The organism is Flagellimonas algicida (assembly GCF_049629585.1).
Taxonomy (GTDB): domain Bacteria; phylum Bacteroidota; class Bacteroidia; order Flavobacteriales; family Flavobacteriaceae; genus Flagellimonas.
Window position 1 is genome coordinate 70,737 of record NZ_JBMYIX010000001.1, and the last position, 23,998, is coordinate 94,734.

Annotated in this window: 23 protein-coding genes; 14 read left to right on the plus strand and 9 right to left on the minus strand. The window is 43.4% G+C overall.

What is annotated here, in order from left to right:
* Positions 1-810, plus strand: coding sequence for a M48 family metallopeptidase (locus ACPD8L_RS00335; RefSeq protein ID WP_423941103.1), 810 nt, complete (start codon positions 1-3; stop codon positions 808-810).
* 112 nt (positions 811-922) lie between these two features.
* A complete protein-coding gene (locus tag ACPD8L_RS00340) occupies positions 923-2,248 on the plus strand; it encodes an MFS transporter (RefSeq protein WP_423941105.1) in 1,326 nt (441 codons plus the stop codon).
* A 76-nt stretch (positions 2,249-2,324) separates the two neighbouring features.
* Here ACPD8L_RS00340 and ACPD8L_RS00345 read toward each other — a convergent pair whose 3' ends face one another.
* The 4 genes from ACPD8L_RS00345 to ACPD8L_RS00360 are packed head-to-tail and all read right to left on the minus strand — an operon-like array spanning position 2,325 to position 5,279.
* Positions 2,325-3,050 (minus strand): head GIN domain-containing protein, encoded by a 726-nt coding sequence (locus ACPD8L_RS00345; RefSeq protein ID WP_116219257.1) that lies wholly within the window; start codon positions 3,048-3,050, stop codon positions 2,325-2,327.
* A gap of 36 nt (positions 3,051-3,086) precedes the next feature.
* Positions 3,087-4,178 (minus strand): DUF4097 family beta strand repeat-containing protein, encoded by a 1,092-nt coding sequence (locus ACPD8L_RS00350; RefSeq protein WP_423941107.1) that lies wholly within the window; start codon positions 4,176-4,178, stop codon positions 3,087-3,089.
* Entirely contained in the window at positions 4,159-4,719 is a 561-nt protein-coding gene (locus tag ACPD8L_RS00355; protein ID WP_116219255.1) for a hypothetical protein, read from the minus strand. Before ACPD8L_RS00355 ends, ACPD8L_RS00350 begins: the two co-directional genes overlap by 20 nt.
* On the minus strand, positions 4,716-5,279 hold the full coding sequence (locus ACPD8L_RS00360; protein WP_116219254.1) for an RNA polymerase sigma factor: 564 nt from the start codon (positions 5,277-5,279) through the stop codon (positions 4,716-4,718). Before ACPD8L_RS00360 ends, ACPD8L_RS00355 begins: the two co-directional genes overlap by 4 nt.
* A gap of 218 nt (positions 5,280-5,497) precedes the next feature.
* Here ACPD8L_RS00360 and lon point away from each other — a divergent pair, with 218 nt between their 5' ends.
* Complete coding sequence (gene lon, locus ACPD8L_RS00365; protein WP_421809023.1) at positions 5,498-7,948, plus strand: endopeptidase La; 2,451 nt, start codon at positions 5,498-5,500, stop codon at positions 7,946-7,948.
* 53 nt (positions 7,949-8,001) lie between these two features.
* Positions 8,002-8,694 (plus strand): (d)CMP kinase, encoded by a 693-nt coding sequence (gene cmk / locus ACPD8L_RS00370; RefSeq protein ID WP_293299658.1) that lies wholly within the window; start codon positions 8,002-8,004, stop codon positions 8,692-8,694.
* A gap of 49 nt (positions 8,695-8,743) precedes the next feature.
* Here the strand turns inward: cmk and ACPD8L_RS00375 are convergent, their stop codons facing one another.
* From ACPD8L_RS00375 to ACPD8L_RS00385, 3 genes are all read right to left on the minus strand, one after another.
* Positions 8,744-9,178, minus strand: a complete 435-nt coding sequence (locus tag ACPD8L_RS00375) for a hypothetical protein (protein WP_423941111.1) — start codon at positions 9,176-9,178, stop codon at positions 8,744-8,746.
* Between the two features lie 343 nt (positions 9,179-9,521).
* Positions 9,522-10,163: a hypothetical protein gene (locus ACPD8L_RS00380; protein WP_423941112.1), complete on the minus strand. Its 642-nt coding sequence runs from the start codon at positions 10,161-10,163 to the stop codon at positions 9,522-9,524.
* Positions 10,164-10,415: 252 nt separating this feature from the next.
* Positions 10,416-10,796 carry a LysM peptidoglycan-binding domain-containing protein gene (locus ACPD8L_RS00385; RefSeq protein ID WP_116219248.1) on the minus strand — a complete coding sequence of 127 codons (381 nt, stop codon included), beginning with the start codon at positions 10,794-10,796 and terminating at the stop codon, positions 10,416-10,418.
* 257 nt (positions 10,797-11,053) lie between these two features.
* Between ACPD8L_RS00385 and rpsA the strand changes: the two genes are divergently transcribed.
* The 10 genes from rpsA (at position 11,054) to ACPD8L_RS00435 (ending at position 21,445) form a co-directional block, all read left to right on the plus strand.
* The gene (gene rpsA, locus ACPD8L_RS00390; RefSeq protein ID WP_116219247.1) at positions 11,054-12,889 is read left to right on the plus strand and encodes a 30S ribosomal protein S1; all 1,836 of its coding nucleotides are present in this window, start codon (positions 11,054-11,056) and stop codon (positions 12,887-12,889) included.
* A 116-nt stretch (positions 12,890-13,005) separates the two neighbouring features.
* Entirely contained in the window at positions 13,006-13,542 is a 537-nt protein-coding gene (pyrR, locus tag ACPD8L_RS00395; protein WP_116219246.1) for a bifunctional pyr operon transcriptional regulator/uracil phosphoribosyltransferase PyrR, read from the plus strand.
* A 6-nt stretch (positions 13,543-13,548) separates the two neighbouring features.
* Positions 13,549-14,475 carry an aspartate carbamoyltransferase catalytic subunit gene (locus ACPD8L_RS00400; protein ID WP_423941116.1) on the plus strand — a complete coding sequence of 309 codons (927 nt, stop codon included), beginning with the start codon at positions 13,549-13,551 and terminating at the stop codon, positions 14,473-14,475.
* A gap of 1 nt (position 14,476) precedes the next feature.
* Complete coding sequence (locus ACPD8L_RS00405; RefSeq protein ID WP_116219244.1) at positions 14,477-14,809, plus strand: ribonuclease Z; 333 nt, start codon at positions 14,477-14,479, stop codon at positions 14,807-14,809.
* Entirely contained in the window at positions 14,806-15,711 is a 906-nt protein-coding gene (locus ACPD8L_RS00410) for a ribonuclease Z (protein ID WP_421809027.1), read from the plus strand. Before ACPD8L_RS00405 ends, ACPD8L_RS00410 begins: the two co-directional genes overlap by 4 nt.
* Before the next feature lie 80 nt (positions 15,712-15,791).
* Positions 15,792-16,439 carry a pyridoxamine 5'-phosphate oxidase gene (pdxH, locus tag ACPD8L_RS00415; RefSeq protein WP_116219242.1) on the plus strand — a complete coding sequence of 216 codons (648 nt, stop codon included), beginning with the start codon at positions 15,792-15,794 and terminating at the stop codon, positions 16,437-16,439.
* 11 nt (positions 16,440-16,450) lie between these two features.
* Positions 16,451-16,936 carry a SixA phosphatase family protein gene (locus ACPD8L_RS00420; RefSeq protein WP_293299671.1) on the plus strand — a complete coding sequence of 162 codons (486 nt, stop codon included), beginning with the start codon at positions 16,451-16,453 and terminating at the stop codon, positions 16,934-16,936.
* Between the two features lie 3 nt (positions 16,937-16,939).
* Complete coding sequence (gene ppk1 / locus ACPD8L_RS00425) at positions 16,940-19,015, plus strand: polyphosphate kinase 1 (protein WP_293299673.1); 2,076 nt, start codon at positions 16,940-16,942, stop codon at positions 19,013-19,015.
* A gap of 12 nt (positions 19,016-19,027) precedes the next feature.
* Positions 19,028-19,909: a Ppx/GppA phosphatase family protein gene (locus tag ACPD8L_RS00430; protein WP_293299675.1), complete on the plus strand. Its 882-nt coding sequence runs from the start codon at positions 19,028-19,030 to the stop codon at positions 19,907-19,909.
* A 177-nt stretch (positions 19,910-20,086) separates the two neighbouring features.
* Entirely contained in the window at positions 20,087-21,445 is a 1,359-nt protein-coding gene (locus ACPD8L_RS00435) for a BspA family leucine-rich repeat surface protein (RefSeq protein ID WP_423941121.1), read from the plus strand.
* A gap of 98 nt (positions 21,446-21,543) precedes the next feature.
* Here the strand turns inward: ACPD8L_RS00435 and ACPD8L_RS00440 are convergent, their stop codons facing one another.
* Together ACPD8L_RS00440 and ACPD8L_RS00445 are read right to left on the minus strand one after the other, a co-directional pair.
* Positions 21,544-22,125 carry a MiaE family protein gene (locus ACPD8L_RS00440; RefSeq protein WP_423942954.1) on the minus strand — a complete coding sequence of 194 codons (582 nt, stop codon included), beginning with the start codon at positions 22,123-22,125 and terminating at the stop codon, positions 21,544-21,546.
* Positions 22,126-22,177: 52 nt separating this feature from the next.
* Positions 22,178-23,914 (minus strand): DNA polymerase III subunit gamma/tau, encoded by a 1,737-nt coding sequence (locus tag ACPD8L_RS00445; RefSeq protein WP_423942955.1) that lies wholly within the window; start codon positions 23,912-23,914, stop codon positions 22,178-22,180.
* Between the last annotated feature and the right edge of the window lie 84 nt (positions 23,915-23,998).

Sequence of the window (23,998 nt, forward strand, 5' to 3'; positions counted from 1 at the left end):
ATGAAACGATTTATTCTTACCGCCTCCATTTTTTTAGCGGTAGCAGCATGTAAGACAAATCCATTTACGGGAAAAAGCACATTGAACTTTTATCCCAATAGTCAAATATTTCCCATGGCCTTTGCCCAGTACGATCAGTTTCTGGGAGAGAACAAAGTGATTACGGGAACATCGGATGCCCAAATGATCATTAGGGTAGGGCAGCGGATTGCTTCGGCTGCAGAGCGCTGGTTGGATGCCAATGGCCATCCGGGATACCTTAAAGACTATAAATGGGAATACAATTTAGTACAGGATGAAACCGTCAATGCCTGGTGTATGCCTGGAGGCAAAATTGTATTCTATACCGGAATTTTGCCCATAGCCCAAGGGGAAACCGGAGTGGCGGTGGTGATGGGTCACGAAGTGGCGCATGCCTTGGCAGACCATGGGGCCCAACGGATGAGTGCCGGTATGTTACAGCAAATTGGAGCTGTGGCTGGGAATGTGGCCATACAGGACCCCGAAAAACGAAACATGTTCAACCAGGCCTATGGGTTGGGGTCTACCTTGGGGGTTATGCTCCCCTTTAGTAGAGGCCATGAAACCGAAGCCGATAGGATTGGACTACAGATTATGGCCATTGCGGGTTATAATCCTGATGAGGCTGCCAATCTTTGGAGACGGATGAAGGCAAAATCAGGTGGACAGGCCCCTCCGGAATTTATGAGTACACACCCCTCCAACGATACCAGAATCCAAAATTTGACCGCTTGGGCACCAGCAGCCAAGCAAGAAGCAAGGAAGTTTGGGGTAACATCATTTAAGTAAATTGATTGATAACATAAAGATGTCATTTCGAATTCGTTAAAAGACCTATTTTTATCTGCGATGGGTCTCTTAACCCTCGGGATGACATCTTCTTTTTTTAGACACACTATACATGGCACAAGCATTGGCATTAAAAGGAAGTAAAAAACTATTGAACGCTTGGGCTTTCTACGATTGGGCCAATTCGGTATACAGTTTGGTCATTTCCTCGGCCATTTTTCCCATTTTCTACGGAGCCCTGTTTCGAGTGGCAGGCATAGAGAGAGTGGTCATATTCGGTGGAGAGATAGCCAGAGCCCCCTTGATCAGTTATGTGACCTCCCTCGCTTTTGTGTTCATTGCTATTGTAACCCCATTGGTTTCGGGAATTGCGGATTATTTGGGGAACAAGCGATTGTTCCTAAAATTTTTCTGTTACCTCGGTGCCTTGTCGTGTATCGGATTGTACTGGTTTTCCTTGGAGAACATCTATTTCGGACTGGTATGCTATTTCTTTGGCTTGGTCGGATTTTGGGTGAGTTTTGCCATCAACAATTCCTACTTGCCAGATATTGCCTTTCCTGAACAACAGGATGGAATCAGTGCCAAAGGATTTTCATTGGGGTATGTGGGCAGTGTTATTTTGTTGATCTTCAATTTGGCCATGGTAATGCAACCCGATGTGTTCGGTATTACGGACAATGGTGGCGAAGTGGCCGAAATCAAGGCAATGAAATATTCCTTCATTTCTGTAGGGATATGGTGGATACTTTTCAGTCAGTACACCTTTGCCCACCTGCCAAAAGGATATAAACGGGAAGGGGAACGAAAAAATATAGTACTCAACGGTTTTAGGGAATTGAAGAGTGTTTGGCACCAATTGGGTGAGAATGTAAGGCTAAAGCGGTATTTGGGTGCTTTTTTTGTCTATAGCATGGCCGTTCAGACCATTATGCTCATCGCTACCTATTTTGGGGAAGAGGAAATTAGTTGGGGGACCGATAGTGAGCGTACCACAGGGTTGATCATCAGTATTCTGGTGATTCAAATTGTGGCCATTTTTGGGGCTACCATCACGGCGAGGGTATCAAAAAAGTATGGAAACATCAATACCCTTATGGTGATCAATTGCATTTGGGTGGCCTTGTGTGTGTACGCCTATTTCCTGCAAACACCGATGGATTTTTACATAGCGGCAAGTTTTGTAGGGGTGGTCATGGGTGGAATCCAAGCCCTGTCCCGATCCACCTATTCCAAGTTTTTGCCCGAAACCACCGATACCACTTCCTTTTTCAGTTTTTATGACGTGGCCGAAAAAATAGGGATCATCATAGGTACTTTTTTATACGGGGCCGTGGCCCAACTCACGGGAAGTATGCGGAACAGTACCATCTTTTTGGGCTTGTTCTTTTTAATCGGGATTTACTTACTGACCCGGGTCAATAGTATCAAAAAATAGAAAACACCACACCATACACAAAAGGCCCTGATCAATGTCAGGGCCTTTTGGTTTCTTGATTGATGGCTAAACTCCGTTATCCTTTTGAAATATCTCCGGAGCCTGATGATTTGCTATTGATTTTTTTGGGATTGCCTCGGTAACTGATATCCCCAGAGCCCGATACCCGGGCATCAATGGACTGATTGGCGGTAACCCTCACATCGGCAGAACCGGATACGGCAATGGTTACAAAATCGGCATCAAGTTCATAAGCCTTTACATCCCCCGAACCCGATACTTGAATGTCCAGATCAGTGGTTTTACCGGATAGGTTGATGTCCCCAGAACCGGATAGTGCAGCGTTCACGCTTTTGGCATCAACAGTTAGTGAAACATCACCAGACCCCGAAATTCTAGTACTGAAATCATTGGCGACCAAAGTGGTTTTACCCGAAATATCCCCAGAACCGGATAGGGATACCGAGCTTATGGATTCAACGGGTACGGTGATACGAATTCCCTTGCCCCAGGAAGATGGCTTAAGATTGACTCCTTTTTCCACTTTGATCAGTAAAGTTCCGTTCTTGACTTCGGTTTTAATGTGTTCCAATAGATTGGATTCTCCTTCAAGGGTAAGTTCCCCCTCATTTCCGGATACCAGGTCCACGTCGAACCAACCGGCCAAGGCCACTTCGTCATAATCGCCCACGGAACGTTCAATGGTTACGATATTGCCATCCCCATGGATGCGTTTTCCCCATTGGGCGTTGGTGGTGATTACGGCACAAAATGCCAGTGTTAGTGTGATGAGTTTTTTCATGATCGTGTTTTTAGTTTTGTTTTTTGATTCGATTTATTAATTCTGATAGAAAGTGATACCTCCATAGTCACTGGTAATGTTTACCATGTTACCGGAGTTTTCTTTTCCGTAATATCCCTTGAAATATTTTTCATGTGATTTTTCTATGCTGATATTCAGTTCAAAATCATCCTTGCCGCTTACGCCGGCATATTCCGTCCTGATCTCAAAATCAAAAGCATACTCGGGATGGTATCCTATTTTTATTCCGGTGTAGTCCGTTCTGATGGTTACATCACCGGCATCAGGGGCCAGTTGATTTATTTTTAAGGAGCCATAATCCCCGGTTATGGAAACGTTACCATGGATTTCTCCTAATTTAACGCCAATATAATCCCCGTTTCCGGTTACGTTTTTGGCATTGTTCACTTCTATGGAGCCATAATCACTGAAATAGTCCAAATCTCCCATTTCTTCTATGATCGCGTTGGTATAGTCGGCCCTGACACGCAAGTTACCGGCTTTTTGGATGGTGAACCCTGAGTAATCGGCCACAATTTCACCACTATTGATGTAGTCAAAGGTAGATCTAGAAGTATAGTCGAACTTAAGTTCGTTGTTCCTGCCGCGCAATTCACCCACATCAATTTTTCCATAATCACATTTTATCTTGGCGTGTCCGTCTATGCGGTCCAAGAAGATGTTTCCATAGTCATTGCTCAGGTTTACGCTGTTCTTTACAGGGAGCTTGATGGTATAGTTCACTTGGACATTTACATTTCTGCGCTTGCCCCAGTTCCATCCCCAGCTGCTGCCACGATCCCCAAAAAGGGTGCGGGCCGATACCATGCTGGAGCTATTCTCAAAATCCACATCAATCTCGTCCAAGCGCTCCTGTACGCGGTCCTCATCATTGCCATTGGTCTTGATGTTGACCTCAATGACCACCCGGTTTTCATTCCATGAGGTAATGTTGAGGTTGCCATAACTGTTGTTCACTTTAAAGAGCGCATCGGAGTTTACGTTGAACTCTTTTTTAATGGTCTTTTCCTTGGTGTATTTGCCTCCCATCTTCCCCGTACCTGCACTTAGTGCAAAGGGAAGTAGGGCCAAGGCCAAAAGGGTGATTTTATATCGTAATGTTTTCATCATTGAATGATTTTAAGTTTTTGATGTTTTCTATTTGGTTCAATACCTCTTTTAATAAATCTATTCGGGTCTGGAAGTTGGTGATCATGGCATTCAAAATAATTTTACTGTCACCGCCGTTGACCAAATCCTCTTCCAGGGATTCATAGTCATTTTTTAGTTTTTGCAACTGAAATAAGGTGTCATCCACCAATTGTGCCGTTTCGGGCGATTTTTCACTCTCCAATTGCTGTACCTGTTGTTCAATAAGGTTGGCAAAGTAAAACTCGGTCTGGGAAACCTCTGGAGCGATCTTGACCACTTGTTCTTTCAAGCTGGGTTTTGGTCCCAATGCCTGGAAGGACAGTACGCCGATCAGCGCAATGGATGCTGCAATGGATAAGGGCTTCCACCAGTTCATCTTCTTTTTGTTGAGGGAAATTGTGCCTTTGTCTTGGTTCAATTTCTCCAAAAAGCGCCCTTGGTGCCCACTTTGAGGCTCTTCAAGGTCAAATTGTCCGTGCAGCCTCTCAAACAGTTGGTCTAAATTATCCTCTTTCATGGCAAAACGTTTTGGTTCAATTTTTTTCGTAAGCTTTCCTTGGCCCGTGATATGGTGGTCCTGCAATTAGCGTAGCTTATATTCATAATATCACTGATTTCTTCGTAATCGTAACCTTCAATTAAATGTAAGGTCAAAGAAACTCTGTAATTGTCTTTCAAACTTTTCATGGTCTCCATCACTTTTTGAGCCTTCAGTTCTGTGTAACCATTGTGGTCTGGAGCAACTTCATCATTATCTTCGACCTTGTACATTATGTCATCCAAGTCCACAGCCCTTGTTTTCTGCTGCTTTTTGTACTGATAAATGCTGTTATTGATCACGATCCGCTTTAACCATGCGCCAAAAGTGACCTCCCCTTTAAATGTGTGCAGTTTCGTGAACGCGCTCAAGAACGATTCCTGCATTACATCTTCCGCTTCGGCCGAGTCTTTTACAATTCGGTAGGCCGTGTTGAACATGGCCCTGTAATACCGATTGTAAACCTCCATTTGTGCACTTTGTTTGCCTTTTAGGCACAGCTCCAGCAGTGCGTCAATATGTTCATTTTGGTGGCTCAAAAAATGAATGGTTTGTCTTATAGAGGTATGAATTTATCAATTGTTACACTTTTTTTGGAATTTTTAATTTTTAATGGCACAGGAATTGCCTTTTAACAAATACAAAAAAGCTGTTTGTTGGCTATAAGTATTGATTTTAAAAGAGTTAAAACAGTTTTGCAAAAGAATAAAAGACATTGTCATTTTGTTGATTATGACAAAATGACCGAAAAGATGATATGGGAGAGATGAAAATTTCAAATTTTGACAATATAGACTTTCAAGGCTTGGATGAGGATGCGGAATTGATTCCATTGCTCACCCCAGAGGACGAGGAGCAGATGAACCGGGAGAGCCTACCGGAAACCTTACCGGTGTTGCCGCTTCGGAATACTGTATTGTTTCCTGGCGTGGTCATTCCAATAACGGCCGGTAGGGATAAATCCATTAGCCTGATCCGCGATGCCAACAATGGCTCCAAGACCATAGGGGTGGTTTCCCAAAAAGATGAGGAAACCGAAAACCCAGGGGTGGACGACATCAATACCTTGGGAACAGTTGCGCGCATATTGCGTGTACTACAAATGCCCGATGGCAACACCACGGTCATTATTCAAGGGAAAAAGCGTTTTCAGATAGAGCAGGTCATTTCTGAAAAGCCCTATATGACCGCAACGGTAAAGGAGGCTGAGGAAGTGCGGCCCGAAGAGGGCAATAAGGAGTTTGGGGCCATCATTGATTCCATCAAGGAATTGGCCTTTAAGATCATTAAGGACAACCCCAATATTCCCAGCGAGGCCACTTTTGCGATCAAGAACATCCAGAGTAATTCGTTCTTGATCAATTTTGTATCGTCCAACCTTAATTTAACGGTTGCCGAAAAACAACAACTTCTGGAAATCCCGAATTTGCAGGATAGGGCCTTGGCCACCTTGCGCTATATGAACATGGAGCTTCAAAAACTGGAGCTGAAGAACGATATCCAGTCCAAGGTTCGTAGCGATATGGACCAACAGCAGCGCGAATATTTCCTTCACCAACAAATGAAGACCATTCAAGAAGAGTTGGGTGGCATGTCCTATGAAGAGGAAGTGGAGGAAATGCGGGTTAAGGCCAAAAAGAAAAAATGGAGCAAAAAGGTCAAGGAGCATTTTGAGAAGGAATTGGCCAAAATGCAACGCATGAACCCTCAGGTAGCCGAGTATTCCATCCAACGGAATTATCTGGATTTGATATTGGACCTGCCTTGGAACGAATTCTCCAAGGATAAGTTCGACCTAAAGCGTGCCCAACAGATTTTGGACCGCGACCATTACGGCCTTGAGGATGTAAAACGTAGGATCATTGAGTATTTGGCGGTGTTGAAACTCAGAAACGATATGAAATCGCCCATCCTTTGTCTGTACGGCCCTCCCGGGGTAGGAAAGACCTCCTTGGGCAAATCCGTGGCCGAGGCGTTGGGTCGGGAATATGTGCGCATGTCCTTGGGCGGACTTCGGGACGAAGCGGAGATTCGCGGTCACCGAAAAACCTATATCGGGGCCATGCCCGGTCGTATCATCCAAAGCTTGAAGAAAGCCGGGACATCGAACCCAGTTTTTATATTGGATGAGATCGATAAGCTTTCCAATAGTCATCAGGGGGACCCGTCTTCTGCCATGTTGGAGGTATTGGACCCGGAGCAGAACGCCGAGTTCCACGATAATTTCTTGGAGATGGGCTATGACCTATCCAAAGTGATGTTCATTGCCACGGCGAACAATTTATCCACTATTCAGCCTGCGTTGCGCGACCGAATGGAGATCATCAACGTGACTGGTTATACCATTGAAGAAAAGGTGGAAATCGCCAAAAGGCATTTGCTACCCAAACAGTTAAAGGAACATGGGTTATCCACCAACGATTTGAAAATCGGCAAACGCCAGTTGGAGAAAATCGTGGAGGGCTATACCCGCGAATCCGGGGTGCGTGGATTGGAAAAGCAACTGGCCAAAATGGTACGGTATGCCGCAAAGTCCATCGCCATAGAGGAAGAATACAACGTGAAGGTCACCAGTGAGGATGTGGAAAAAATTCTGGGCCCTGCACGATTGGAACGCGATAAATATGAGAACAACGATGTGGCCGGGGTGGTCACGGGATTGGCATGGACCAGTGTTGGGGGCGATATCCTCTTTATAGAATCCATTTTGTCCAAAGGAAAAGGTGCCTTGAACATTACAGGGAACCTGGGCAAGGTGATGAAGGAATCGGCCACCATTGCCATGGAATACATAAAATCCAATGCCGAGGCCTTTGGTATAGATCCCAATGTATTTGAAAAGTACAATGTGCACATCCACGTTCCCGAAGGGGCAACCCCAAAGGATGGCCCCAGTGCGGGGATTACCATGTTAACATCCTTGGTGTCGCTGTTCACCCAACGTAAGGTGAAGAAAAGTTTGGCCATGACCGGCGAGATTACCCTGAGGGGCAAAGTGTTGCCCGTAGGCGGAATCAAAGAAAAGATTTTGGCGGCAAAACGGGCACGGATCAAGGAAATTATTCTTTGCGCGGATAACCGAAAGGATATCGAGGAAATCAAAGCCGACTATCTCAAGGGGTTGACATTCCATTATGTAACCGATATGAGCGAGGTGATCGACATTGCCATCACCAAGCAAAAGGTGAAAAATGCCAAAACCCTATAATGGAATGACGGATGTCATGATCTCATAAAACCTTTTCTACCTATTTTTGCGGCATGAAAAAAATCACCATAGCCATTGATGGCTATTCTTCCACTGGGAAAAGTACCCTAGCCAAGCGTTTGGCCAAAGCCTTGAACTATATTTATGTGGATACTGGTGCCATGTACCGGGCCGTGGCCTTGTTTGCCCTTGACCATGGATTTGTGGATGGGGAGGACAATATCCCGGAATTGATTGCGCATTTGCCCGAAATGGAGTTGAAGTTTGTGCCCAACCCGGATTCTGGAAAATCCGATATGTACTTGAACGGCCAAAATGTGGAAGAGGAAATCCGGACCATGAGGGTATCCGGGCAGGTAAGCAAAGTGGCCGCCATTGGTGAGGTACGTGCCAAGTTGGTGGAAATGCAACAGCAGATGGGCAAGGACAAGGGCATTGTTATGGATGGCCGTGATATTGGTACCGTGGTCTTCCCGGATGCCGAGCTAAAACTGTTTATGACCGCCTCTCCAGAGATCAGGGCCACCCGACGCTACAAGGAATTATTGGACAAAGGGGAGCAGGTGACCTTTGAGGAGGTATTGAAAAATGTACAGGAACGGGACCGCATAGACTCTACCCGGAGCATATCCCCACTACAAAAAGCCAAGGATGCCATTGAGTTTGACAATAGCGATATGGGCTTGGAAGAACAGTTTGAACGTATTTATGATTTTTCCCAACGCGTGATTGCGAAGCAGGGGTAAGAAAGCAATTTTTTGAGGGGCACTTATAGCCATTTTTGTAAAACGTTTTTTAATTCCATTTAATAATTCGAGTAATATTTTCAATTTCTCCACTCCAAAGCCCCCTATGTCCTCTTTGTTCCATATTGAAAGTTCCTTCAATTAGGACGTAACTTTTATTTAGCTTGTCGTCAGCTATTGTTTTTCCGGTTTTTGGGTCAATAGAAATCCAAAATCCGTTGCTATAAATTTCGTGTTCATAGTCATCTTTATGCAGATAAATTCCATGCCCCTCAAATTCAATGTTTAAAAACCCGATTATTTGAACCTTCTTTCCGTGGTATTTTTCTGGTGTTGCAATTAAATTTACTAGTGAAAGTCTATAACTTGAAGCATATCCCATTTCAGGTTCGTTATTAGTGTTTGCGTTTTTGGACTTTTCTGATTTTTGGGCACAACTCATTTGTGTCAACGTCAAAAAGGCGAATATTAAATATATTCTCATTTTTTGGTCAAATGTTTTACAACGTTTAAGATAGGATTCGTTTAAAAATGAATTATATCGACCGATACCGAAACAAGTTCGGCATAGGTAAGTGAAGTTGGGCTTTTTTCATTGAAGATGCCATTGGAAATGGATGGATCTATTGTTTGGATTGATAGAACACGGTTTCCAATTGATACGTAAATCATCATAGGTTAAAATATTTCTCGAATTTTCCCAACGTGTGATCGCGAAGCAAGGGTAAGAAAACAATTTTTGGAGTTGGAATTGTAGTATTTTAAGAGAAAAAATTTATCCTGTTGTTCCCATCTTAGCAATGGATTATAGTCATTGGTAGATATAGTTAATTGAATAGATTTTTTATTCTATCCCAAAAACTTTGTTTTATAGGATAGAATTGAATTCTATATTCCTCATCATTGGATATTTCCTCCAAAAATTTTTCTGGTTCAGTAAGAAACTTGATTGCATCTGATTCTTTCAAGTCATTAAAAATCAATTCCTTTTTTGGTTCAAACAAAAGCCCCTCTGTATTCATCAAGAGCAAGTTGTTATTCGAGCAAATTTCTAACATTCCCATCAGAAATCTAGTCGCTTTTTCCATATTTCGCAAGTCAGTCCGAAATTGAAATTCAGTTATTTCATTTGTTTTCTCGTCATACGCTATGTGACAATCATTGTCTTCTTGTTTTTCCGAATCACCTTTCCACCCAATGAAATCTTTGTCATTGCTCCAGTCACCTCTTTTTACTAATTTATCGATTTGATTTGCGGTCTCCTGAATATTCAAGTCAATGTTTTTCCACCACGTAATTGTTTTGGCATCTTCAAAATCAGGCTCTGGAAACGCTTTGCTTAAATTGATATTCTCCCAATATTTTTTCCATCCCTTATTGTCAATGAACAGACGTTCGGGGATATCACCAAATTTTTCAAATACTGCTTTTTTGGGAATAATGATCAATGGATATTGCCAGACTGCCATTTTTAGGTTTTAATTATACCCAACGTTTAATGCATTATATCGACCGATACCGAAACAAGTTCGGCATAGGTAAGTGAAGTTGGGCTTTTTTCATTGAAGATGCCACTGGAAATGGATGGATACCTACTTTGGATTGATAGAACACGATTTTCAGTTGACGGACAAAACAGATATCAATAAAAAAGACGCCCTTTTGGGCGTCTTTTTTTGGTTAGTTGTATGTTCTCGACTGCGCTCGAACTGACACTTGTTCTACAAATTCGGAATCACCAATACTTGATCGGGGTGGATCACATCCGGATTTTTTAAAATATTGGTGTTTGCATCAAAGATCTTGGTATACTTCATGGGGTCGCCGTAATAGTGCTTGGCTATCTTGCTCAAGGATTCCCCACTCTTTACCGTATGTCTGTGGTATACGGAATCATCCTCCACAGTGATATTGGCCTTGATATCGGAAGGTTTTTCCCCACCGATCTCCTTTATTTTGTCCCAAAGGATGTTCTTTTCATACTGTGTTGAGGCCATTCCCTTTATTTTAAGGATACCGCTTTCCTCAGAAACATCACCGTCCTTGATGCCCAATTTAAGACCAAGGTCCAAAACCGGTTGGTACTTTGCTTTTACACTCATAATGGTATTTTTTTAGTTAACAATTAGAGGTTTCAAGATAACCATTATGCCAACATTTTACCATTAAATTTTTGTAATACTTTTTTAGGACAAACCTTTGGCCCGGATACTTTGTAAATCAAAAGATTAATTGTAATTTTGCACTCCTTTTTGGCGAATATCAGGAGATAAAAGGAATTAGGAAAAAACAAGTATAAATCACTTTCACGGAATCGCCCCGCTCCTGTAAAACGTGGAATACAAATTTAAATCAGCACATGGCTGAAGAAAAAACAAGCGCTGCCGTAGAAGAAACTACCGTGGCACCAGAAGTAAAAGAAGAAGTTCAGACCCAACAGGACCCCAAGGAGTACCTTGAGAATTTTGATTGGGACAAGTATGAAGAAGGAATTGAGCGCGTAGACGATACAAAGCTCAAGGAATTTGAAACGCTTGTTGAGGAAAACTTTGTGGACACCGCAGATGAGGAAGTTGTAGAGGGAACCGTGGTCCACATGACCGATCGCGAGGCCATCATCGACATCAATGCGAAGTCTGAAGGGGTTATCTCGTTGAACGAGTTCCGTTACAACCCAGACCTTAAAGTAGGTGACAAGGTTGAGGTCCTTATAGACATCCGTGAGGACAAGACAGGTCAATTGGTACTTTCTCACAGAAAGGCCAGGACCATCATGGCTTGGGATCGCGTAAATGCGGCCCACGACAAAGAAGAAATCGTTACCGGTTTTGTTAAATGTCGTACCAAAGGAGGTATGATCGTTGATGTATTTGGAATTGAGGCGTTCTTGCCCGGTTCGCAAATCGATGTGAAGCCTATCCGTGATTACGATCAGTATGTAGGTAAGACCATGGAGTTCAAGGTAGTGAAGATCAACCACGAGTTCAAGAACGTAGTGGTTTCGCACAAAGCTTTGATCGAAGCGGATATTGAAGAGCAGAAAAAAGAGATCATTGGTCAATTGGAAAAAGGCCAGGTATTGGAAGGTGTAGTGAAAAACATCACGTCTTATGGGGTATTTATCGACCTTGGAGGTGTAGATGGATTGATCCACATTACCGACCTTTCTTGGAGCCGTATCAACCACCCCAACGAAGTTGTGGAGTTGGATCAGAAATTGAACGTGGTTATCCTTGATTTTGATGATAACAAATCAAGAATCCAATTGGGTCTTAAACAATTGGAGAAACACCCATGGGATGCCCTAGGTGATGAGATCAAAGTAGGTGACAAGGTAAAAGGTAAAGTTGTTGTGATCGCTGATTACGGTGCCTTTATCGAAGTAGCCGAAGGTGTGGAAGGATTGATCCACGTTTCTGAAATGTCTTGGTCTACGCACTTGCGTTCTGCCCAGGATTTCGTAAACGTTGGTGATGAGGTTGAGGCTGTTGTTCTTACCTTGGACCGTGAAGACCGTAAAATGTCTTTGGGTATCAAGCAATTGACTCCAGACCCATGGACCGATATCACTACCAAATATCCTGTTGGTTCCAAGCACAAAGGAATTGTAAGGAACTTTACCAACTTTGGTGTATTTGTGGAAATGGAAGAAGGTATCGATGGACTTATCTATATCTCCGACCTTTCTTGGACCAAGAAGATCAAGCACCCATCCGAGTTTGTTGCCGTTGGTGATACCTTGGAAGTGGAAGTTTTGGAATTGGACGTGGAAGGACGCAAGTTGAGCTTGGGTCACAAGCAGACCACAGAGAACCCTTGGGACAAGTACTCCGAGGAGTTTGCTGAAGGTACAATTCACAAAGCTGCCATTGCAGAGATCGTGGACAAAGGAGCAACCATTGACTTCAATGAGGATATTGTTGGATTTGTTCCATCAAGACACTTGGAGAAAGAAGATGGTAAGAAACTTGTAAAAGGTGAAGAGGCAGAATTCAAGATCATCGAGTTCAACAAAGATTTCAAACGAGTTGTGGCCAGCCACACCGCTATCTTTAGAGAGCAAGAAGAGAAGAATGTAAGAGCTGCCAAGAAAAGGTCTACTTCGTCTGACGAAGCTGCACCAACCCTTGGTGATGCCAACGCACAATTGCAAGCACTTAAGGATAAAATGGAAGCTGATTCCAAGAAGAAGTAATCAGACCATCCTGAATATAGCGAAAGCCCTGCTGGAAACAGCGGGGCTTTTTTTATAGTGTTGGCATTTTAAAGAATTGCTTACTTTTGCATACAAATGAGTCGGTCGCAAAGCATATGAGTCAAAAAGTACTGCTTACTTCAAAGGAAATAAATATCATACTGCACCGGCTGGCCTGTCAGCTTTTAGAAAACCATTTGGATTTTACGAATACAGCCCTGATTGGCATTCAGCCTAGAGGTGTCTTTTTGGCCGAACGTTTGGCCAAGATCCTCAAACAGGAATACAAGATCAAGGATATCGCCTTGGGCTTCTTGGATATCACATTTTTTCGGGATGATTTTGGAAGAGGGGAGATCCTTAAGGCCAATTCCACCAAAATGAACTTTTTGGTAGAGGACAAAAAAGTGGTCTTCATAGACGACGTACTCTATACGGGACGAAGTATCCGGGCAGCATTAACGGCCATCCAATCCTTTGGCAGGCCACAGAGTATTGAATTGTTGACGTTGATCGACAGGCGTTTTAGCAGACACTTGCCCATACAACCCAATTATAGGGGACGGCAGGTAGATGCCATCAATGATGAAAAAGTTAAGGTGATGTGGGAGGAAAATGACGGGGAGGATATGGTATATTTAGTAAGCAAATAGATTAAAATGAGTGAACTGAGTGTAAATCACTTGCTGGGAATAAAATATCTGAACAAAAAAGATATAACGCTCATTTTTGAAACGGCGGACCATTTTAAGGAAGTGATCAACCGATCGATAAAGAAAGTTCCTACCTTACGGGATACTACCATTGCCAATATCTTTTTTGAAAACAGTACCCGAACCCGGCTATCTTTTGAATTGGCCGAAAAGCGACTTTCAGCGGATGTGGTCAATTTTTCTGCGGGCCAATCTTCGGTAAAGAAAGGGGAGACCCTTATTGATACCGTAAACAATATCCTATCCATGAAAGTGGACTTGGTAGTGATGCGCCACCCCAACCCGGGAGCGGGAATTTTTCTGTCCAAACATGTGAAGGCAGCCATTGTCAATGCCGGTGATGGAGCACACGAACATCCTACCCAAGCCCTTTTGGATTCGTATTCCATTCGGGAAAAATTGGGTGACGTGGCCGGAAAGAACATTGTCATTGTAGGGGACATTCTCCATTCGCGTGTGGCCCTTTCCAATATTTTTGCCCTAAAATTGCAAGGGGCCAATGTAAAAGTATGTGGCCCAAAGACCTTGATTCCAAAGTATATAGAATCGCTTGGAGTGTCTGTGGAAACCAATTTGAGGAAAGCACTGGAGTGGTGCGATGTGGCCAATATGCTTCGTGTACAGCATGAGCGTATGGATATTAGCTATTTCCCCTCCATCAGGGAATACACCCAACAATTTGGGGTAAATAAACAGCTGTTGAACAGCTTGGACAAAGAAATTGTGATCATGCACCCCGGACCTATCAATAGAGGTGTTGAGATTACAAGTGATGTAGCGGATTCCGATCAGTCCATTATTCTGCACCAAGTAGAAAATGGAGTGGCCATCCGTATGGCAGTATTATATTTATTGGCATCAAAAATTCAGTAAGATGATTTTCGACAAAGAAGGTACGACTACCATCGTTTTTCAAGAAAAGACCTCGCTTTCCACCTTCATGGGCAATCTGAACAAAGCGTACCCCAAGATCAAGCACGACAATATCATTGTCAATCTGTTTTCTTTCAGTGCTTTGACATCAGATGATGTGTTGGAGTTTTTGGAGATATCCAACACACACAAAGGCTCAGGGAAGTCTTTTGTGCTGGTCACCAATACCGTATCGTATGACGATGTTCCTGATGAAATCAGTGTGGTGCCCACCGTTCAAGAAGCCAAGGATTTGATTGAAATGGAAGAAATTGAACGTGACTTGGATCTATGAAGTTGACCATTCTAGGATGTTATTCCGCAACTCCAAGAACGTTTACCAATCCAACTTCGCAGGTGCTGGAAATCAAGAACCATCTTTTTTTAATCGATTGCGGGGAAGGTACCCAAGTACAACTCAGAAAGTACAAACTTAAATTCTCCAGGATCAAGCACATTTTTATATCGCATTTGCATGGCGACCATTTTTTTGGCTTGCCAGGCTTGATCTCAACATTCAGGCTTTTAGGCAGGGACAGCGAAATGCACATATATGGCCCAAAAGGAATCAAGCAGGCCGTGACATTATTGTTGAAACTAGGTGATTCCTGGACCAATTTCCCACTTATTTTCCATGAATTGGAATCCAAGGAATCGGAACTCTTGTTTGAGGATGAGAAGGTCAGTGTCCGTACCGTACCATTAGACCATCGCGTGTACACCAACGGGTTTGTGTTTGAAGAAAAACCGGCCCCAAGGACCTTGGATGTGGAAGCGGCCAAAAGGCTGGGTGTGGATCGGAGTCAATTCAACCATATCAAAAATGGTGCAGATGGCGTTTCCAATAATGGGGATACCATTCCCAATGTCAAACTTACCTCGGACCCGCCTAAACCCAAAAGCTATGCCTTTTGCAGCGATACAAGCTATCATGAGCCCATAGTTCCTCTTATTGAGGGGGTAGATGCCCTTTATCATGAATCCACTTTTTTGGAGACCGAATCCCATCTTTGTGCCAAAACCAAGCATTCCACGGCCAAGCAAGCCGCCCAAATAGCCCAACAGGCCAACGTGGGAAAATTGATCTTGGGGCATTATTCCACAAGGTATAAATCCTTGGAACTTTTTAGGGAGGAGGCCATGGAGGTGTTTCCCAATGTGGCTTTGGCCGATGATGGCAAAACCTTTGAAATCTAAGGGGAGACCTTAACATAAATAAAACAACTTTTCCAACCGCGATGCTTTGCTGAGATTTGAATTTTAACGAAATTCACAGTATGCAGAAAGATTTGAGCGATTACAGAAAATCCTACGAGAAAAGTGCCTTGTTGGAAACGACCATCAAGGAAAACCCCATGGAGCAATTCCAAAAATGGTTCTATGAAGTGGAGGCCACGGATGGATTGGATGAACCCAATGCCATGACGGTTTCCACCATTGGGTTGGATGGTTTTCCCAAGAATAGGGTGGTCCTCATGAAAAAGTACACCCATGAAGGCTTTATTTTTTATACGAATTATGATAGTGAAAAAGGTAGGGCCATAGCGGCCAATCCTTCCTTATGTCTCTCCTTTTTTTGGCCCAATTTGGAAAGACAGGTAATCATAAAGGGTACTGCCGAGAAACTCCCCGAAAACCTCTCGGACGGGTATTTTGAGTCCAGACCCGTAGGCAGCCAATTGGGAGCCGTGGTTTCCAACCAAAGTGAGGTCATAGGGTCACGCGAGGTTCTGGAAAAGGAATTGGAAGCCTTGGAAAAAAAATATGAAGGGAAGGAAATCCCCAGACCTTCCAATTGGGGAGGATTTTTGGTACGCCCCGTCTCCATAGAATTTTGGCAGGGCAGGCCCAACCGACTGCACGATAGGATCAGATATACACTTCAGGAAGATTACGACTGGAAGATAGAACGATTGGCACCATAACGCAATTGAACATGAAACAACTGATACTCATGAGACATGGAAAATCCTCTTGGGATTACGAAGTGTCCGATAAGGATAGACCCTTGCTTCAAAGAGGGATCAACGATGCCCATCTGGTGTCCAAAACCTTTGGGAACCACGCGCCGAAAATAGATTTTGCCTATTCCAGCCCGGCAAATAGGGCCTTGCACACCAGTATGATTTGCCTAAGGAACCTTGATTTTGACTTGAATCGGTTCAAGGTGGATAAGGCACTCTATGACTTTTCCGGTGACAGTGTCCAACGATTTGTGGGCAAACTGGACAATGACCTTCAAACCGTTGCGATTTTCGGACATAATTATGCCTTCACTTCGCTTGCAAATACTTGGGGAGATCAGTATATTGAAAACGTTCCCACAGCAGGACTTGTGCACATTAGATTCAATGTGGACGATTGGTCCAAGGTTTCCAAGGGAACCACTGAGCGAACAATCTTTCCAAAACACTTAAAATAAAGAATGGTCAAAACAAAGAATGAATATATAAATAGGGAAATCAGTTGGTTACATTTCAATGCCCGGGTGCTTCAAGAGAGTGCGGACAAGAAAGTACCCCTGATTGACCGACTTCGGTTTTTGGGAATTTTCAGTAATAACCTGGATGAGTTTTTCAAGGTGAGATATGCCACGGTAAAACGTATTGTGGATGCTGGAAAAACGGGAAAAAGCGTATTGGGAGGTGAAAGGGCGAAGGATTTGCTGGAAGAAATCACCAAGATCGTGATTGCCCAACAGGCCCGGAGTCTGGAAATTTTCAATGAGATTGAAAAGGAACTCAAGGAAGAAAATATTTTCATTATTGATGAGAATGAAGTAAACGATAGCCAGGCCGAGTTTATCCGGGATTATTTCTTTCATAAGGTCAATCAAGAGCTGATGACCATCATCCTGAACGACCTCACCGAATTCCCGTTGTTGAAGGATACCGCGGCCTATTTGGCCGTGAAAATCGTGATGAAAAACGGTTCAGGGGAACGAAAGCACAACCGGTACGCCCTAATCGAGATTCCCAAGGGAATTGACCGCTTTGTGGTGCTTCCCAAGGAGGGGGACAAGAATTATATCATCATTCTGGACGACTTGATCCGGTTCTGTTTGGATAGTGTCTTCACCATGTTCGAGTTTGAATCCATCTCGGCCCACATGATCAAGATCACCCGGGATGCCGAATTGGACATTGATAACGATCTGAGCAAAAGCTTCATCGAGAAGATATCCTCCAGTGTGGAGCATAGAAAGATCAGTGATCCGGTCCGTTTTGTATATGATAAGAATATTGATAAGGACACCCTTCAGTTCCTCAAGGAAAAGATGGACATTATGGGGACGGATAGTGTGATTCCGGGAGGACGTTACCATAACAGAAGGGACTATATGGGCTTTCCCAGCTTGGGAAGGTATGATTTGATGTATGACAAGATAGATCCGCTTCCCGTAAAAGGGCTCAGCATGGAAGGAAGTCTATTGGAAATGATAGCGCACAAGGATTATATGATCTATGCGCCCTACCATACCTTTAGCTATATCACCAAATTTTTAAGGGAAGCCGCACTGGACCCCAAGGTAAGGACCATATTGATCACGGTATACCGATTGGCCAATGATAGTCAGATAGCCTCCTCATTGATCAATGCCGTAAAAAATGGAAAGCATGTCACGGTACAGATAGAATTGCAGGCCCGATTTGATGAGCAGGCCAATATTGAGTATGCCAACCAATTACAGGCGGAGGGCATCAACTTGATTTTTGGCGTTCCGGGTCTAAAAGTGCACAGTAAGATTTGTATGATCGAGCGGGAAGAAGCCGAAGGAATCAAACGCTATGGCTTTATAAGCACCGGAAACTTTAATGAATCCACAGCAAAGATTTACACCGATTATACCCTTTTTACGGCCCACCAAGGAATCCTAAAGGATATGAGCAAGGTCTTTGGGTTCTTTGAGACCAATTACAAGATCAACAAGTACAAGCACCTGATCGTTTCGCCACACTACACCAAATCTACCTTTATTAAGCTCATTGATAGGGAGATCGTCAATGCCAAAGCGGGTAGGGAGGCCTATATCAAAATAAAGATGAACAGCCTCACTTCGTACAAAATGGTGGACAAACTGTATGAAGCCAGTAGGGCAGGCGTAAAGATTCAGATGGTGGTCCGGGGAATCTGTTGCCTTATTCCGGGAGTACCGGGCATGAGCGAGAATATTGAGGCCATTAGTATTGTGGACAAGTTTTTGGAGCATCCTAGATTGTTCATCTTTGGAAATAATGGTGATCCCAAGATTTATATCTCCTCTGCAGATTGGATGACGCGAAACCTTGATTTTAGGGTTGAAGTGGGGTGCCCCATTTATGACCCGGAAATCAAACAGGAGCTTTTGGATACTTTCGAGATATCTTGGAAGGATAACCTAAAAGCCCGGGTATTTTCGGAAAAGCAGGACAATGCCTATCGGCAGCGTGCCAAAGGTGAGCCTGAGCTGAGATCGCAGTTTGAGCTCTATCATTATTATCAGAAGAAGTTGGAATCGTAATACCCTACACATTTGCTAATACGAAAGTTTGCGGCCATAGACATTGGGTCCAATGCCATACGATTGCTCATCAACAACGTGATTGAGCAGAAAGACAAGCCTACCTTGTTCAAAAAGAGTGAGCTGGTACGGGTGCCCGTTCGTTTGGGGGAAGATTCTTTTTTGCGGGGTGAAATCTCGGACTCCAGTCTTAAACGTCTCATTAAAACTATGCAATCCTTTGACCTGTTGATGCAGGTCTATGGCGTGGAAAAATATATGGCCTGTGCCACTTCAGCGCTGCGCGATGCAAAAAATGGTCAGGAGGTCATTGAAAAAATACAGCGAGAATCCAACATCAACATAGAAATTATTGATGGCAAACGTGAAGCGGCCATCATAGCATCCACAGATTTAAAGGATGTGATAAAAACGGACCGATTCTATCTCTATGTCGATGTAGGAGGTGGAAGCACCGAATTCACCGTTTTTGACAAAGGAGCACCTATAGTGTCCCGTTCTTTTGAAATAGGGACCGTTCGTATCCTCAACAATTTGGTCAAGGATACCGTTTGGGACGACATTAAAGTTTGGATAGCCTCATACGTAGGGCAGGATAGGTTGGTGGAAATCATTGGCTCGGGAGGAAACATCAATAAGCTACACAAAATGTCGGGGCGGAAAATTGGACAACCTTTGTCCTATATCTGGTTGAATGCCCAATACCACTTTTTGAACAGTATGGAATATGAAGACCGGATTGCCGAGCTGGGGCTTAACCAAGACCGGGCCGATGTAATCATACCCGCTACCAAAATATTCTTGAATGCAGCCAAATGGAGCAAGGCCAAAAAAATCCATGTGCCAAAGATAGGGTTGGCCGATGGTATGATCAAGACGTTGTACTACCAGTAAGGTTGCTCATGCGTTTTCCATTTTTAAGGTCCATAGAAGCACTGTTCTTATGGCTTTTAAACCCTATACATCAATTATAATACTATATCCGTCAATCCAAATATGCCGTTCGTCAATTGTCCCTCTCTTATAAGTCTTTAATTGTTGAAATTGAGATGTAATAAAAGACATCTTATCATGAAATTAATTAAAATTCTTAGTATCATTGGGATAGTTCTCTTAGTGGTTTCCTGTAGCAAAGAGGACACCCCAGAACCACCGGTACCTTCAAATCAAGCCCCTACATTCAACAATGAAGGGTATACGTTCACGGTATCCGAAGACAGTGGTTCCATTGGGCAGGTTTCGGCAACCGATCCCGATCAAGATAATCTGACCTATTCCATAACCGGAAATAGCGGTGAACTGTTTGATATATCATCAAATGGGGAAGTGACTGTAAAGGATGGTATGACCCTGGACTTTGAGACCTTGGAACAGCATAGCATCACTATTAGCGTAAGTGATGGGGACAAAACTACGGAAACCACTGTTTCCATTACTGTTGCGGACGTTCCGGAACCTTTCCCCAACGATAAGAACGCTTTTGTGACCACTTGGATAATGGGAGGGATAGATTTGGAGGATTTAACTTTGATAATGGTTTTGGACGATAATTATTCATATGATTTTACGATTAACTGGGGTGATGGCACCATTGAAGACATAACCGATATTGAGTACTCAATATCGCATACTTATGATGATCCAGGGACTTATCAAATATCGATTATCAATGTATTCCCAGCGATACGTATGGGTTGGGAATATGCCTCTACTCAAGAGCTTTTCAGTCTAGACCAGTGGGGGACTATTGAGTGGAGGTCTTTCCAAAGTGCTTTCTCAGGGTGTTTTAATATGGTATATAACGCTATAGATGTTCCCGATCTTAGAGATGTAACGAATATGTCCAAAATGTTCTCTTATGCTGAAAATATTTATGAAACCAACTTCAATGCTTGGGACGTAAGCAAAGTGACCGATATGAGTTCTATGTTTCAAGGAATCTATCTTTTCAATGAAGATTTATCTAACTGGGATGTAAAAAGCGTGACCGATATGTCGGATATGTTCAGTGAGGCTATTGAGTTTAATTCAGATATCAGTGAATGGGAGGTGGATAATGTGGAGAACATGAGCGGTATGTTCGCTTTTGCTACCGCTTTTAATGTTGATATTGGTGATTGGAAGGTTGGGAAGGTAACAGCAATGAGCAACATGTTCTATGACGCAGAATCCTTTGATAAAGACCTTGGTGATTGGAATATTGGCCAGGTAACCACCATGAGTGGCATGTTTTCTGCTTCTGGGCTTTCTACAGCCAATTTCGACAAGACCCTTATAGAATGGTACAAATCGGAAAATTTTCAGGACGGTGTTGATCTAGGGGCTTCAGGTATTTATCAATGTGAGTCAGCGGATATAATCAATACATTGGAATCAGACCATGGTTGGACCATCGATGATGAGGGCATTGATCCAAACTGTCCATTGTAGAAAAATATACTTTAATAAAGAAGTAAACCGCCAAATCAAAAAACTTGGCGGTTTTATTTTTGTTGTGAAAAAAGAAATCTTGTAACGGTTAACATTGATTATCCGTGCATGGTTTCCCTTTTGCCCAAGTCTTTCATAAGACTGGCCTCATAGTCCAATAGGTCCTGCCATTTTTGGTCCACCTCTTCCTTTTTGCCATATTTTCGGGCAAAAGTTAGGAACATGGTATAATGGTTGGCCTCACTGACCATAAGATTGCGGTAGAATTCGGAGAGTTCCTCATCTGCAATTTCTTCGGAAAGTAAACGGAAACGTTCACAGCTTCGCGCTTCAATCAAAGCCGCATAGAGCAGCTTATGCACCAAATGGGTTTCTTTGCTACCTCCCTTTGGGAAAAACTTCATCAACTCGATTACATATTCGTCTTTTCGCTCTCGACCCAAGACCCAACCCCGTTTCAAGATTTTGTCATGGACCATGTTAAAGTGCCCCATTTCCTCACGCGCCAAGGCGGTCATTTCCTTGACCAATTCAGATTTTTCTGGAAAACCAATAATCAGTGAAATGGCGGTACTGGCCGCTTTTTGCTCACAATAGGCATGATCGGTAAGGATTTCCTCAATATTCTTTTCAACAATGTTCACCCATCTGGGGTCGGTCGGTAGTTTAAGCCCTAGCATAATGGTACTTTTCAAGATTCAGGTGCAAAGATAATGGAATGGGTTGGTATGACTAAAAATCTAGGTCGAACTCCTTGCGCAAGAGATCTATGGCGGGATTCTTTTCCCGTAATTTCTCATACTTTTCTTCTGGGGTAAAGGCAAACTTTTTGGCTACTTCCTCATTCACGGTAATGTGAAGGGTGATGGAATGGTTGTTCAGCTTTTCCTTGAGGTAGTTGAGCATTAGGCTTTGTTCCCGTTCCACCTCCTTTTTCATGGTACTGTTGGGAAGCTCTATCCAAATGGTATGGTCATTTTTTAATTTGGGAACATCGGTTTGGAGGTTACTGGCCAGGATTTTTCGGCCTTTGTCTTCCAATTGATCTACAAAATCGTCCCAATGGGTTTGCATTTCTGCTTCGGTAAACGGCTCTTTGGGGAGTTCCTCTTGATCAACCTCTGACGTTTTGGTGTTTTCGTGGGCCTTTTTGGCCTTGATACTGGATAGCGATAGTCCGGACACCCTTTTCTCCGAAGACTTTATCTGGATCTTTTTTGCGGGTTGATATTCTTCCTGGGGCTCTTGTGCCAATACGGGTTGAGGCTCGGTTGTCTCATGAACAGTTTCTGTTACCGTATGGGTCGCCGTTTTGGGTGAACCGTTGGTTTTTGGGGGAGCAGCTCCATGGGTTTTGGGCCTTCCAGAAAAAAATGAGGCAGGGATTATAAAATCAGACTTTTTTTTTTCTCCATCATAAGTGATGGAGGCCAATTTCATAAGGGTAAGTTCAACCAACAGGCGTTGGTTTTTACTGGATTTGTACTTGAGGTCGCAGTCATTGGCCAAATCAATGGCTTTTAAAAGGAAATCCTTGGAGGCTTTTGCAGCCTGCTCCTTATATTGATTCTTGACATCTTCGCCTACTTCCAAAAGGGCTATGGTCTCGGGATGTTGGCATACCATTAAATCCCTGAAATGGGACGCTAGGCCTGTGATAAAATGATGGCCATCAAATCCATAGGACAAGGTATCGTTCAAAAGTATCAGGAGCTCTGGAATCTTGTTTTCCAAGATAAGGTCCGTTGCAGAAAAATAAGTGTCATAATCCAACACGTTTAAATTTTCTGTCACGGCTTTACGGGTCAATTCCTTGCCCGAAAAACTTACTACCCGGTCAAAAATGGAGAGGGCATCGCGCATGGCACCATCTGCCTTTTGGGCTATGATGTGAAGGGCACTTTCCTCTGCCTCAATCCCTTGTTGCTCCGCGATGTATTTAAGGTACTCCGTAGCATCCTTTACCGTGATGCGCTTAAAATCAAAAATTTGGCATCGGGATAGAATGGTTGGGATTATTTTGTGTTTTTCCGTGGTGGCCAAGATAAAGATGGCGTGCTTTGGTGGCTCTTCCAACGTCTTTAAAAAAGCATTGAACGCCGATTGGGAGAGCATGTGTACCTCGTCAATGATGTAGACCTTGTATTTGCCTACTTGGGGAGGTATCCGTACTTGGTCGATCAGACTCCGGATATCGTCCACGGAATTATTGGAGGCGGCATCGAGCTCAAAGATATTGAAGGCAAAATCCTCATCGTCCCGTTCGGTGCCATCCTGATTGATTTTTTTAGCCAATATCCGTGCACAGGTGGTTTTACCCACACCCCTTGGTCCACAGAATAAAAGCGCTTGTGCCAGGTGGTTGTTCTCTATGGCATTCAGCAATGTATTGGTAATGGCACCCTGGCCCACCACATCCTTAAAAGTCTGTGGGCGATATTTCCTTGCCGATACAATAAAGGGTTCCAAAATCAATGATACAATTGCGTTCCTACAAATATAAAAATAGGAGCCGTGAAAGTAGTACATGAGTGCTGATGTAACCCTTTTTTT